A 13334-nucleotide genomic window follows, 5' to 3' on the forward strand; every position below is an offset into this window, starting at 1 on the left:
CTTAGAGATGTATGAAACTTAAGTATCTATCTGGGCTTTGATGTGCCGAAACATGGTCACTGAGTCAGACACCGTTGCTCCAAGTGCGATCCACTAATGAGTAACATAAAGGAGATAGTAATGAATGTTCAGACACTACCCATGTTACGCTTCATCGATCACGAAGGTAACGCGGTCAACCAACTTCCCGCATGGGCAGACTTAGCGACCCTAACCGATTTTTATAAAGATATGCTGCTCACCCGAACTTATGACAATAAAGCGGTGGCGCTGCAACGGACGGGGAAACTGGGGACTTACCCTTCCCATCTGGGTTCTGAGGCTTATGGTGTGGCAATTGGCCATGCGATGCATCCAAGAGATGTCTTTATTCCCTATTATCGCGATATGCCCGCAATGTGGGCACGAGGCATCGCGATGGAAAAGAACCTTCAATATTGGGGAGGCGATGAACGAGGCAGTGACTTTCATGTTGCGCCCCAAAGAGATACCCCAGAACCATGCCATGACTTACCTTTCTGCGTACCTATTGCGACTCAATGCACCCACGCTGTTGGTGTTGCGGCAGCGCTGAAAATAGACAATCAACACCACGCTGCCCTCGTCACCTGTGGCGATGGCGCGACTTCGAAAGGTGATTTTCTAGAAAGCATCAATTGCGCCGGTGCTTGGAACCTGCCACTTGTGTTCGTCGTGAACAATAATCAATGGGCGATATCGGTACCCCGTGCGCTGCAATGCGCCGCTGATTTTCTCTCTGATAAAGCGCAAGGAGCTGGGATCCGTGGAATTACCGTCGATGGGAACGATGTTGTTGCTGTGCATGACACGGTTCTAGCGGCGTTAGATCGCGCTCGCAAAGGTAAAGGGCCGACACTAATCGAAGCCGTCAGTTACCGACTTAGTGATCATACCACCGCCGATGATGCGACGCGTTACCGGAGCGGTGACGAACTGAACCAAGCCTGGCTATATGAACCCGTTAAACGTCTCAAGACCTATCTGACTAGCCACGGCGCATGGAACGATAACCTTGAACAGGAGTGGCTCGTCTCGTGCAAACAACAAGTCGAATTAGCAGTCGAACATTACCTGTCTCTGCCACCTCAAGCGCCTGAAACTGCGTTTGATTTTCTTTATGAGCAAGCCCCCGTCGAACTGAATCAACAACGCGATGAGCTAATAAATAAAGCAATGCGCATGCAAGGAGGTAAACATGGCTGAACTTACCCTAGTCGAAGCAGTTAACCTTGCACTGCACTATGAAATGAGTCACGACTCTAGCGTAGTGGTTCTAGGCGAAGACGTCGGCGATAACGGTGGTGTATTCCGTGCCACCGTTGGCTTAAAAGAAAAATTCGGTCTTCGTCGTGTGATTGATTCCCCGCTTGCTGAAGCGCTTATTGGAGGTGTCGCAGTTGGCATGGCGAGTCAGGGCTTGCGGCCCGTTGCAGAATTCCAGTTCCAAGGGTTTGTCTTTCCTGCGTTGGAGCACCTTATGTGTCACGCGGCTCGCATGAGAAATCGAACACGTGGTCGCCTAACCTGTCCCGCCGTATTTAGGGCACCGTTTGGCGGTGGTATTCACGCTCCGGAACATCACTCTGAAAGTGTTGAAGCCCTGTTTGCTCACACTGCTGGGTTTAAAGTTGTCATCCCTTCTTCCCCACAACGCGCATATGGATTGCTATTAGCGGCGATTAGAAGCAACGATCCCGTTATGTTTTTCGAGCCAAAACGCATCTATCGTACTGTCAAATCTGATGTGATTGATAATGGAGAAGCGCTTCCCCTAGATACTTGCTTTACTCTGCGTAGAGGCAGAGACATTACTTTAGTGACATGGGGCGCTTGCGTTGTTGAGTCATTGCAAGCGGCGCAAACCTTATCCTCGCAAGGAATTGAAGCGGAAGTCATTGATCTCGCCTCCATCAAACCTATTGATATGGATACCATACTATCATCGTTAGAAAAAACTGGCCGATTGCTCGTTGTGCATGAGGCCAGCAAAACGTGTGGCGTTGGAGCGGAGATTCTTGCTCGCACCGCGGAAAAAGCGATGTGTCTACTAAAAGCACCACCTAAACGTGTCACGGGATTCGATACCATCATGCCTTACTACCGTAACGAAGACTATTTTATGATTCATGAGCAAGACATCGTCTTAGCTGCACGTGAGCTTGTGGAGGGTTGGAAATGAAAACGTTTTTATTACCAGATCTGGGCGAAGGTCTAGCAGAATCCGAAATTGTCGAATGGCACATTAATGTTGGCGATTCGGTCGAGCTAGATCAAGTGGTGCTTACCGTTGAAACAGCAAAGGCGGTGGTGGAAGTACCGGCCCCCTACTCAGGCGTTGTGGTCAGTCGCCATGGTGAAGCGGGTGATGTGATAAACATCGGTGCACTGTTGCTCGAAATTGAAGAGCAACCTGAGTTAGTTGGCACCGTTGCGTCAAAACAGAAGCAACAAGACGCGGCCACTGTGGTTGGCAATGTATCGCAAACCACACACCATGTTGACGTTGACGATTTTTGGATCGGCAGCACTCACAGCCCTTCCACAGACGGACTGGTTACGGCGCTACCTTCAACACGCCTGCTGGCTAAAAAGCTCGGCGTAGACTTAAACAACGTCAGCGGTACCGGGCCGAATGGAATAATCACCGATAATGACATTTATGCCGAAGCGCGTAAGCAGAGTCCTGGCACTGAAGTGTTAAAAGGTGCACGTAGAACCATGGTGTCAACCATGTCTGAGTCGCATCACAGTGTCGCGGCAGTGACGATTACCGAAGAAGCGTCTCTGGCAAATTGGACAGCAGCGGAGGATATATCAGGGCGATTGATTCGTGCCGTTGTCTATGCCTGTCAGGAAGAACCGGCTCTGAATGCGTGGTTCGACGCAGAAACCATGACCCGCTGTGTCCATAGCCGAGTCAATATCGGTATTGCCGTTGACAGCAGCCACGGGCTCTACGTCCCCGTGTTGAAACACGCTGAGAGTTATGACGATAACGACATCCGAACATGGTTAAACGAAACCGTCCAAGGAATTAGAGAACGTAAAATTGGCCGAGACAGTTTACAGCATGCAACCATCACCCTCTCTAATTTTGGTGCCATTGCTGGCATTTTCGCCACGCCCGTTGTCTCACCACCCCAGGTCGCGATTGTTGGTGCTGGGCGTATCATCGAACGAGTGGTGATAAAAGATGGCGTTCCAGTTGCGGTTAAAGTCATGCCACTATCGATTACTTTTGACCACCGTGCATGTACAGGCGGCGAAGCAGCAAGATTCACCAAGAAACTGGTCGAGCATCTTCAACGTTAACGGTTAGCCAACGTCGCATCTATCATGAGCGACGTTGGCGTGTTAAGCATTACACTTTGAAGTTACTCACCAGTCCATCCAACTGTCGAGATAGTCCCATTAGCTGGTCACTACTTACATTCAATTGCTGTGCAACTTGCGCCGTTTCAACAGTAAACTGATTGATCTCTTCGACATTGCGATTAATTTCACCCACCACGCTGGATTGCTGCTCTGTGGCCGTTGCAACTTGGATATTCTGATCACTGATATGAGTAATATGTTGCTCGATTCTGTTCAGTGACTGATTAGCATTGACGGCACTTTCTACCACCAATACACTTTTTCCTTTGCCATTAACCATTGCATTAACGGCTCGGTTTGACTCTCCTTGCAAACGGTTAATGACCCCTTGGATCTCTTCCGTCGAGTCAGCAGACAGGCTGGCAAGTTTACGCACTTCATCAGCCACTACGGCAAAGCCTCGACCTTGCTCTCCCGCGCGTGCGGCTTCAATCGCAGCATTGAGCGCTAACAGGTTTGTCTGCTCCGAGATACCACGAATGGTATCAAGTATCGAACTAATATCATCAACTTGGCTCGCTAATGAAGTCACAATTTCGCTGGCTTGCTCTAGTTCTTGAGTCAACTGGTTAATCTGGGTTCCTGCATCATCGACGATTTGAGAGCCCGATTGGGCTTGGCTGGTTGCGTCTTTGGCAACTTCGGCTGCCTGCGCGGCGTTGGTAGCAATCTCACTCACCGTGGCACCGAGTTGATGAATCGCTGTCGCGACCTGTGTGGTACGGTCTCTTTGGTTAGTACAATGGTTCTGCGTTAACTCTGCATGTTGGGAGACTTGTTGAGCGGTTAGTGCTAGCTGTTTGGAGGTTGTCGCCACCTCTTTAATCGAATCATGAACACGGCTTACAAAGGCGTTAAAGCTATCTGCAATGGAGGATAGCTCATCGATTCCTGCCAGTGCTAAGCGGCTGTCTAATGCCATTTGCTGTGCAGCAAGTGAAATAGAGTCTTGCAGATAAGCGACGCGTCGTTTGAGATTGATGACCGTTACCAGCGCGGTTACAACAGACAAAAATAAGCCAATCGCAATAATGACAAACAACTGCTGTTTGCCTGCAAGATAGTCGCTATTGCTCTGCTGGTGCTGTTGCTGTGCCTGTTCAAGTAAGGTATCAAGAATGGCGTTTGCATGATTTTTTAACACACCATACGTCTTAGCATATTGTTGTTTATAAATCTGTCGTGCACTTTCCAAGTCATTGTTTTCTAGAACCGCCAACATAGGATTCAGTTCTTGAGCGACCATGCGCTCAAATTCCTTGAGTAACTTGGTGACCTCTTGCTTGAGTTCAGTGGTTGCCTGCGCTTGTACAGCATTTTCGATTGCCTGACGCATCTCAGGAATATCCTCTTCTCGGGTCTCTTTTACCCGAGTGAGCACCCCTTTTTGATCACGTAAGGAGGTGTCTTGCAGCAGCATCATATCGATACCGACTCGCATTCGAGGGATTCTTGAGGCGACTTCGGCCATTGAGCGCATCGGCGCAGACGTGTTTGAATACAGTTTCTCAGACTGTTGATTGAGATTACTGATACTCTTGTATCCCGCAACACCAACAGCAATTAATGCGATGCATGGCAGTAGCACCGCAAAAATTAAGCGACTTTGTAAGGTGAATTTATTGGCAATCATTGTCATTCCTTGAATCAAATTTATTATTATTTGGTTTACTTATAAACTTGATAATAGCGACAACAATCTTGCTCAGATACCTTTCTTAATGACCCTTTTGTTCATTAATGATGTTAATGAACTTTATGAACAAATCACTCTATTTATCTATGAGTTAGACAGAAATCCTATCTGTCATTTCGTCCGACTTGTCCTATTAATTCTGGGAGTAATGTAAACAAATCCCCCACCAGCCCATAGTCGGCAATTTCGAAAATAGGCGCATCAGGATCGCTGTTAATCGCAACAATCACCTTGGAGTCTTTCATACCTGCTAAATGCTGTATCGCCCCCGAAATGCCCACTGCGATATAGAGACGCGGTGCGACAATTTTGCCCGTCTGACCGACCTGTAAATCGTTAGTAACAAAACCCGCATCAACAGCCGCTCGTGAGGCTCCTATCGCCCCACCGAGCTTATCAGCCAAAGCTTCTACCATGGCAAAGTTTTCCTTGCTGCCGACACCACGCCCACCAGAAACCACCACATCCGCATTGGATAATTCTGGGCGTTCACTTTGAATGTTGTCTCGGCTGATAAGCTCTGTTCCCTGACAATCTATCGTTAGGTCTAGATGCACAATTTTGACCGTGTTTGCCCCCTGAAGGGATATTTTTTCAAACGCAGTGCTTCTCACCGTCATGACTTTTAGATCATCATGGCTTTGTACTCGCGCTAACGCATTACCTGCGTATATCGGGCGCACTATCGTATCGCCACTTTCAATAGCAACCACGTCAGACATCATTCCAACCCCGAGCAGAGCCGCGATCCGAGGCATTATGTCTTTGCCAAAGCTCGACGACGAACAGAGCAAATAGCCATATTCAGAGGCACGACTCATCACCAATTGTGCGAGATTTTCACTTAGCTGAGATTGATACACTGGGCTATCTGCCACTAGCAACTCGTCGATTCCTTCACAACCACTGAGTTGATTGCAAATCTCATCACAAGGGTTCCCCGCCACCAATACGCTGATTTTTGCACCGGAAGAAAATCCTTTTAATTGCATCGCAGCAGTCAGCACAGATAATGTCGCCGCCGAGAGCGTCTTATGATCATGCTCTGCGATAACTAAAATATTGGCTTCGCTCATCACACACTCCTTATTCAATCACCTTGGCTTCATTTCTAAGTTTGTCGACCAAATCGGCGACGGTCGCAACCATGATTCCGGCTTCACGCTTAGGAGGAGCAAAAACCTCCAGCACAGTCTGAGTCGGCGAACAATCAACATTCAAACTTTCAACGTTGACGATCTCTAATGGTTTACGCTTCGCCTTCATGATATTGGGTAGCGATGCATAACGTGGCTCATTGAGTCTTAAATCGGTACTTATGACGGCAGGCAGGGTTAACTTAAGCGTTTCCAGTCCACCATCCACTTCACGAGTGACCGTCAGTTCATCATGAACAAGATCGATTTTGGATGCGAACGTCGCCTGAGGACACGCCATAAGACCGGCTAACATTTGCGCCACTTGGTTGTTGTCAGTATCAATAGACTGCTTGCCAACAATAACCAGCGGGGTCTGCTCTTTTTCTGCAAGCCGTTTGAGAATTCTTGCTACCGCGAGTGGCTGAAGCATCTTCTCACTGCTGACATGTATCGCTCTATCCGCGCCTAATGCGAGCGCACTGCGCAACTGCTCTTGGCAATCATCAGTACCGATAGAGGTGACTATCACTTCACTTACCTTACCGACTTCTTTCATTCGAATCGCTTCTTCAACGGCGATCTCGCAGAAAGGATTCATTGCCATTTTAACGTTGTCGGTTTCTACACCCGATCCGTCAGCTTTGATACGTACCTTCGTGTACGGGTCAATTACGCGTTTAATCGCTACCAGAACTTTCATCGCAATCTCCGAAAAGCAAAGTGATAAATTGAGCTTAGTAAAGTTTACGTTTACGTCAACTGTAACTATATTTATTGCATGATGTTGAATCGCCGTGAAGGTTATGCAAGATGGAAAGAGAGAGTATGGACTTTGATGTCGTGATTGTCGGCGCTGGCCCCGCGGGACTTTCTGCCGCCTGTAGGCTGGCGCAATTAGCCTTACAACATCAACAAACGCTGTCAATTTGTGTGGTAGAAAAAGGCGCTGAAGTCGGAGCGCATATACTTTCTGGTGCGGTATTCGAGACCAGAGCGCTCGACGAACTCTTCCCAGACTGGCAGGTACAAGGTGCGCCTGTGACGACTCGCGTCTCCTCGGATCAATTTATCTACTGTACCAGCAAGGCAAACCATATCTCAGTACCACATTGGTTGACCCCACTTTCTTTGCGCAATGACCACAACAACTATGTGATTAGCCTAAGCAAGCTTTGCCGCTGGCTAGCGACTCAAGCAGAGAAGCTTGGGGTTGAGATTTTTCCGGGCTTCCCTGCGAGAGAAGTTTGCTACGACGAACAAGGGAATGTAACTGGCATTATCACGTCAGATATGGGACTCAACAAACAGCGAGAGCAAAAAAGCACTTTTCAAGCGGGGATTCAACTTAACGCCAAACAAACCATCTTTGCCGAAGGTGCGAGAGGTAGCTTAGGAAAAGAACTGATTAGCCACTTTAAGCTTGATAGAGAGAGTCAGCCACAGCACTACGCGCTCGGTATCAAAGAGCTGTGGCGTCTAAAGGCCGATGACTCTCGTTTCAGTGCGGGCAAGGTAATTCACTCGACTGGGTGGCCATTGAGCGAGTCAGATTCAAGCGGAGGCGGCTTTCTCTATCATCTCGAGGATCATTTAATCGCCGTCGGTCTTATCACTGACCTCAACTATACCAACCCCTTTCTAAGTCCATTTGATGAATTTCAGCGCATCAAACATCATCCTCAGTTTGCTCAGTACTTACAAGGAGCGGAGCGTATTGCCTATGGTGCAAGAGCCATTGCCAAAGGCGGGTTACTCTCTTTGCCCAAACAACAGTTCTGTGGTGGGCTACTGATTGGCTGTGAAGCAGGCACCCTTAACGCTGCCAAAATCAAAGGATGTCATACCGCCATGAAATCAGGCTTACTTGCCGCTGAAGCCGTGTTTGAAGCGATAGAACAGCAGCAGCAAGAAGCAAATTACGCACAACGGTTTACTGAGTCCTGGTTGTATGAGGAGTTGAACCAGAACCGTAACTTCCCTGGTGCCATTCATCGTTATGGAACATTATTTGGTGGCGCACTGACGCTGTTTGAGCAAAACATCTGGCAACGTCTAACGGGCACAGCACTGAGTTGGGATATTGGCGACCCACAAGCTGACTATGTCACCTTATACGAACGCTCTCGTTGTCATCCTATTCATTACGATAAACCCGACGGTCAGTTAAGCTTTGATAAGCCCTCTTCTGTGTATCTCTCTGCAACCTTTCATGAAGAAGATCAGCCTTGCCATCTACTGCTGTCGGATCAACACATTCCAATAACCCATCATATGACCTTGTTCGATGAACCGAGTCAACGCTATTGCCCTGCGGGGGTCTACGAAATCGTCAATGTTGAAGGCCAGAGAAGACTACAAATCAACGCAGCCAACTGCGTTCACTGCAAAACCTGCGACATAAAGGACCCATCGCAAAACATTACGTGGGTTCCGCCCGAAAGTGGTGGTCCAAACTACACAGAGATGTGAATCGATTCCCTCACTTCCGTGTGTTGACTAACGTTCGTGGCTGGCAAAGTCCATTGTCACTTTATCGTGGAAGATGCCGATTCGATTGAGGACATTGGTTAGGTTTTGTACCTCCAGCGGGGTAAGATCGTTAACAGCCAGTACATCGTTTACTCTGCGCAAATCACTGTATTCAACGATCTGGTTCATAAAACGTAGGTGCCAAATATGGTCGAAGATGTAGACCATTTCTCGATAGGTTTTTGAATCAATCTCCTGCGCATTGAGCAAACCTTGTAATCTAATACGTGTATTGCACTCTCTGATGTCGTGCTTCAAAGCGTAGAGTCGACAGAAGATCTCCATCGGTCTTAGACACTCTTTGAGATTGATCGACATACATCCCTGCTTGCTCTCTGGATCATCATTGTAGGCAGGCAAAGGCACTTTATGCGAGAGGCAGTTTTGCGCATAGATGGGTAAAAACTCAGGATGTAAGACCAACAGCTGTTGAATATGTGACTGAATATCATCGACTAATGATGCGTCGCCATACGTGGCCCGAATATCGAAAAAGACGTTCAACTCTAAAATGGTTTCTGGGGAGGCTTGCTCCACCCAACGGGTAAAGTTGTCCTGCCACTCTCTCTTACTCAGACACCACTGATGATTTGATGCCATGATCAATCCATCGCAGTAGCTATATCCTGCCTGATTGAGCATCGCACAAACACTTTCACCTAAATGGAGGAAATAACGTCGTATCGCTTTCAGATCCTCATCGTCTGGTGTCTCAAACACGATGGCATTGTCCTGATCTGAAAACAGTGTCATATCGTGACGAGCATTACTGCCAAACGAAACAAACGAGAATGGCACTGGCGGCGGCCCGATATCTTTAATTGTCAGTTCGACAAAACGACAAATGGCGGCATCGTAGGTACAACCTATCAAGCTACGCAAATGATCGGAGCGTGTGCCTGCGGCAATCATTTCACGAATCAGGTCTGTTAGCCTGTTCAAAGATTCAACCACATGGCTATGACTGTCACTACTCTCTATATCAGTAATGATACTGCTGCTCGTTTTACGATAATCACAACTCGGGTTTACCGAGCCGAAACTCGCCCCATACACTTTACGCACAATCGGGCGGAACGAAACAACATGACCAAGTTTTTCTGATAGGAAGATGCGTGAGGTACTCAAAATGATATCGATAGTACGGCCACTCTTCGTCACGATTTGGGCGTCGAACTCGGCAGGCTCACTGTGATGATTGAACAGTTGTAGCAAGTGATTTAACACACGACGATTTTGTGGATGGTCGGAAAACAGCTCTTGCCAAATAGTGCGTGATTTGAGTTCCGTATCGGTATAACCCAATAGTTGGTGCAACCGAGTATTAGAAAATATTATCTTGCCATCAGCCTCAAGGATGTAGCCCTCATTTGACGACTCTACCAGCGCTTTATACCGGTTTTTTGCTTCGTGAAGTGCAATTTCGGCACGCTTTTTCTTCTTCTCAATCGCCTTTGACTGACCAATAACGTACAAGAGAATCACCACCAATCCGAGCGTAATGCCAACAAAAACTCGGTATAAGGTGCTCTCTAATTTATCTATCTCCTGCTCGACGTCTTGAAAATAGACGCCAGTGCCAATAATCCACTGCCACTCTTCAACGCCTTCGACGTAGGTCATCTTAGGCGCGGTGATCGACGCGTCATCCTTCCACTGCCATTGGTATTCGAGATAACCCTGCTGAGACGCTTTGACCAGTTTGACGATTTCGACAAAAATGGGGAAACCTGTACTGTTTTCACTTTCGTAGTAGTTGGTCAGGTCTTGGTTGGTTAAGTCACTCCTATAGGGGTGCATGACCATGTTGGGTTGCATATCTGTAATAAAGAAATAATCTTTATTTTCAGGCCCATAGCGCATCGCACGAATTTCCATCGCCGCCTTTTTCTGCGCTTCCTCGAGGCTGAGTACTCCACGCTGCTCTAAGCCAACATAGCTGTCGACGATACTCACCGCGGTTGACGTCAGCTCTTTTAGCATCTGGCGCTTTTGGTTGAGCATCGACTCTTCCACCAAAGGTAGAATGACATAGATAATTGCCGTGACAAACAGCGTAATCGCAACCACGGTAGGAACAACGATCCTTAGACTAAAGTTACTCAGCGTCGATTGATGTTCGCTCTGATGTGTACTCAAACCCACAAAGTAGTCGGCAAGTTCAGTCTCGTCCAATACCTCCGACAGATCTTGGTCATGACTTGTGTCGTGATACTTTGCGGTAAACGAGTCGTTGGTAAAATCTGCGCGAGTGGGTAAATAGCCGTGGTAATCGTCGCGAATATGCGTTTCTAAAACGTTTTTAATCTGTTGAAGGGTATATCTGTCGCCAAACTCAGAAATTGCCTCTGTCAGCGCTTCTTTGCAGTGACGAAATCGTCTATGTGAATAGGGATCGAATTCTACCCCATCCGCCATGGTGTCACTGTGCTCTTCGCCATTGTAGTCAAAGAAGCCATCAATCCAACGATGAATCTCTTCGGCTCTGACACCGTGCAGCTTCTCTGTACGGTCAGCATGTTCAGATATTTTCATTTGGTTTCAATTAACCCAATTTCATATTAATAAATTGTTAAAAAGTGCGGCCTGCGTTGCATTTTTACTAACATCCAATTTCCCAGCTTATGACTTCGCCCGCTTAATTAACCCAAATCAATATTTGTCCCATACCCCTTTCTTAGTATGGCTGCCATGTTTGATTGAATTTTTGACAAGCTAGCTCACTTGCTAACTTGTCTTCATTAGCGAAGTAAAACCATGTTTCCCTCTTTATCCAACATAAAGGTGCTTGGTAGCGTCTGGGATGTCGTCTCGTATTGATCGAAGGTCAGTATACCAAGTGAAAGCGGAACTCTAATTGACATGGTTCAACTTCGAAACATAACAAAGGAAGACTGAATGTCTAACAAAAATAAAACCTTTTACAGGGATATGCGCCGCAAGGCGCAGGAATTTGAAAGCCGAGAAGAATTTCTAAACCATGATTTGACTATCATGAGCTTTCGTCGCTGGGGTATCCATTTACCTTCTCGCGACTACAGCATCGAGATAGAAGACTGGGTACCTGCACTCGCAGCGACGATAGGTAAAGTGGTAATGGTTACAGCTATGGTTGCCGCTTTTGCCGCTCAGTTTGGATTGTCACCTGAGTTCGTCGCGGAAAACGTACGCTATGAACTGCTCATCGCTGGCGCTCTGTTTGTTATCCTTTTTCCGCCATTCTTAACCCCAATGCTAACTTAGCCGGTACTCATGGCCCAATGATACCGCTCATTCCGCTTATTGCTGCGGCTGGAGGACACCCTCTCGCACTCGGTCTCATGGTATGTGCATTTGGTTTGATTCTTGCCTTTACCAAAGGCGGTTCAAAGCTGATGACGCTAACTGGTGTCGGTGTCCGAGGTGGGCTATTGATCTATCTTGGTGCTGTCGGCTTGATCGGTCAGATCAATAAAACGGAAGCATGGGCCGCAAGTACTGACCAAGGCTATATTTCATTTGCTGTGATTGGTGTAACGGTGATGGTCTACGCCTACCTCGCTAAAATCAACAAACGTTGGCTGGCCATTCCACTCTGTTCTGCTTTAGCGGGCATCGTCGCTTATGTTATGGGTGCTGAGTTTGCTTTTACTACCGAACCAGGATTACCACATTTCAGCCCATTCTACTGGTGGGGTGAGAATACGGGTTGGCAATTGGGTTGGCCGAACTTAGAGCATTTTATTGCCGTCACACCATTTGCACTTTTAGCGGTTGCAATGTGGTCACCAGACTACCTTGGCCACCGTGTATTCCAAGAGCTTAACTACCCGAAAGAAGCAAAAGGCGTGCTGATGGACGTCGATGACACTATGGTCGGTGCATCTATCCGTCAAGGTGTCGGTGCTCTATTGGGTGGTGGTAACCTTGCCTCTTCTTGGGGTACGTATATGATCCCAGCCGCCATTGCAAAGCGTCCAATTCCTGGAGGGGCGCTACTTACCGGCTTAATGTGTATTGCCGCATCCATCATTGGTTATCCGATGGATCTAGCGATGTGGGAACCCGTGTTGCGCGTTGCTCTGATCGTTGGTGTGTTTCTACCACTTCTCGAAGCGGGTATGCAGATGATCCACAAACATAAAGATTCATTAAGTGCTGGTATTTGTATCTTCGCTTGTGCCTTTGTTAACCCTGTGTTTGGTTGGGCAACCACAATGCTGCTGGATAACATGGGGCTGATTGGTGACCATGAACGTGCCAAGACTCTATCGGCAAAAGACAAGTACTTGATCCCTGGCGCCGCCTTCATCGTCTGTGTCGGCTCTCTTGCTGTCGTTGGTCAGTTGCCAGGGATTCCTGCGCTGATCGGCCACTAATCATCGTCAAAAGGCATAGATGGGCGCCCGTCTATGCCTTTTTCTGCAATCTCAATCAGTTCCTTGTCACGCGACTGTTTCTTGTTCCTCAATTTGAGCGCTTATCGTACCGTGTTGCACAACGATTAAGTATTAACGCCTCAAACCCATAACTCAACAAACCATCCAAGCCACGCCTCATCGATTTAACTCAGTATTCACACACGTCAGAAACAA

8 protein-coding genes and 1 pseudogene are annotated in these 13334 nt (G+C 47.6%); 5 read left to right on the forward strand and 4 right to left on the reverse strand.

Going from position 1 to position 13334, the window contains the following annotated elements:
• Positions 1-120: 120 nt before the first annotated feature.
• The 3 genes from pdhA to ACQEXT_RS16910 are packed head-to-tail and all read left to right on the forward strand — an operon-like array spanning position 121 to position 3333.
• The gene (pdhA, locus tag ACQEXT_RS16900; protein ID WP_426952991.1) at positions 121-1224 is read left to right on the forward strand and encodes a pyruvate dehydrogenase (acetyl-transferring) E1 component subunit alpha; all 1104 of its coding nucleotides are present in this window, start codon (positions 121-123) and stop codon (positions 1222-1224) included.
• On the forward strand, positions 1217-2200 hold the full coding sequence (locus ACQEXT_RS16905) for an alpha-ketoacid dehydrogenase subunit beta (protein ID WP_426952992.1): 984 nt from the start codon (positions 1217-1219) through the stop codon (positions 2198-2200). The genes pdhA and ACQEXT_RS16905 overlap by 8 nt, the downstream gene beginning before the upstream one ends.
• On the forward strand, positions 2197-3333 hold the full coding sequence (locus ACQEXT_RS16910) for a dihydrolipoamide acetyltransferase family protein (protein ID WP_426952993.1): 1137 nt from the start codon (positions 2197-2199) through the stop codon (positions 3331-3333). The genes ACQEXT_RS16905 and ACQEXT_RS16910 overlap by 4 nt, the downstream gene beginning before the upstream one ends.
• Before the next feature lie 49 nt (positions 3334-3382).
• Here the strand turns inward: ACQEXT_RS16910 and ACQEXT_RS16915 are convergent, their stop codons facing one another.
• The 3 genes from ACQEXT_RS16915 to ACQEXT_RS16925 all read right to left on the reverse strand — a co-directional run bounded on the left by ACQEXT_RS16915 (position 3383) and on the right by ACQEXT_RS16925 (position 6931).
• Positions 3383-5029 carry a methyl-accepting chemotaxis protein gene (locus ACQEXT_RS16915; RefSeq protein ID WP_426952994.1) on the reverse strand — a complete coding sequence of 549 codons (1647 nt, stop codon included), beginning with the start codon at positions 5027-5029 and terminating at the stop codon, positions 3383-3385.
• 167 nt (positions 5030-5196) lie between these two features.
• On the reverse strand, positions 5197-6168 hold the full coding sequence (locus ACQEXT_RS16920; RefSeq protein WP_426952995.1) for an electron transfer flavoprotein subunit alpha/FixB family protein: 972 nt from the start codon (positions 6166-6168) through the stop codon (positions 5197-5199).
• A gap of 10 nt (positions 6169-6178) precedes the next feature.
• Positions 6179-6931: an electron transfer flavoprotein subunit beta/FixA family protein gene (locus tag ACQEXT_RS16925; protein WP_426952996.1), complete on the reverse strand. Its 753-nt coding sequence runs from the start codon at positions 6929-6931 to the stop codon at positions 6179-6181.
• A 110-nt stretch (positions 6932-7041) separates the two neighbouring features.
• Here ACQEXT_RS16925 and ACQEXT_RS16930 point away from each other — a divergent pair, with 110 nt between their 5' ends.
• Positions 7042-8700 carry an electron transfer flavoprotein-ubiquinone oxidoreductase gene (locus tag ACQEXT_RS16930; protein WP_426952997.1) on the forward strand — a complete coding sequence of 553 codons (1659 nt, stop codon included), beginning with the start codon at positions 7042-7044 and terminating at the stop codon, positions 8698-8700.
• A gap of 27 nt (positions 8701-8727) precedes the next feature.
• On the opposite strand, the gene ACQEXT_RS16935 is transcribed toward ACQEXT_RS16930, so the two are convergent.
• Complete coding sequence (locus ACQEXT_RS16935) at positions 8728-11295, reverse strand: DUF294 nucleotidyltransferase-like domain-containing protein (RefSeq protein ID WP_426952998.1); 2568 nt, start codon at positions 11293-11295, stop codon at positions 8728-8730.
• A 363-nt stretch (positions 11296-11658) separates the two neighbouring features.
• Between ACQEXT_RS16935 and ACQEXT_RS16940 the strand changes: the two are divergent.
• Positions 11659-13118: pseudogene (locus ACQEXT_RS16940) on the forward strand (DUF3360 family protein).
• Positions 13119-13334: the final 216 nt, after the last annotated feature.

Source organism: Vibrio sp. TRT 29B02 (assembly GCF_050113655.1).
In the GTDB taxonomy this organism is placed as follows: Bacteria; Pseudomonadota; Gammaproteobacteria; order Enterobacterales; family Vibrionaceae; genus Vibrio.

Excerpts from the sequence above, each read along its gene's own strand:
- pdhA (WP_426952991.1), top strand. The coding sequence starts at position 121 with ATGAATGTTCAGACACTACCCATGTTACGCTTCATCGATCACGAAGGT.
- ACQEXT_RS16905 (WP_426952992.1), top strand. The coding sequence starts at position 1,217 with ATGGCTGAACTTACCCTAGTCGAAGCAGTTAACCTTGCACTGCACTAT.
- ACQEXT_RS16910 (WP_426952993.1), top strand. The coding sequence starts at position 2,197 with ATGAAAACGTTTTTATTACCAGATCTGGGCGAAGGTCTAGCAGAATCC.
- ACQEXT_RS16915 (WP_426952994.1), bottom strand. The coding sequence starts at position 5,029 with ATGATTGCCAATAAATTCACCTTACAAAGTCGCTTAATTTTTGCGGTG.
- ACQEXT_RS16920 (WP_426952995.1), bottom strand. The coding sequence starts at position 6,168 with ATGAGCGAAGCCAATATTTTAGTTATCGCAGAGCATGATCATAAGACG.
- ACQEXT_RS16925 (WP_426952996.1), bottom strand. The coding sequence starts at position 6,931 with ATGAAAGTTCTGGTAGCGATTAAACGCGTAATTGACCCGTACACGAAG.
- ACQEXT_RS16930 (WP_426952997.1), top strand. The coding sequence starts at position 7,042 with ATGGAAAGAGAGAGTATGGACTTTGATGTCGTGATTGTCGGCGCTGGC.
- ACQEXT_RS16935 (WP_426952998.1), bottom strand. The coding sequence starts at position 11,295 with ATGAAAATATCTGAACATGCTGACCGTACAGAGAAGCTGCACGGTGTC.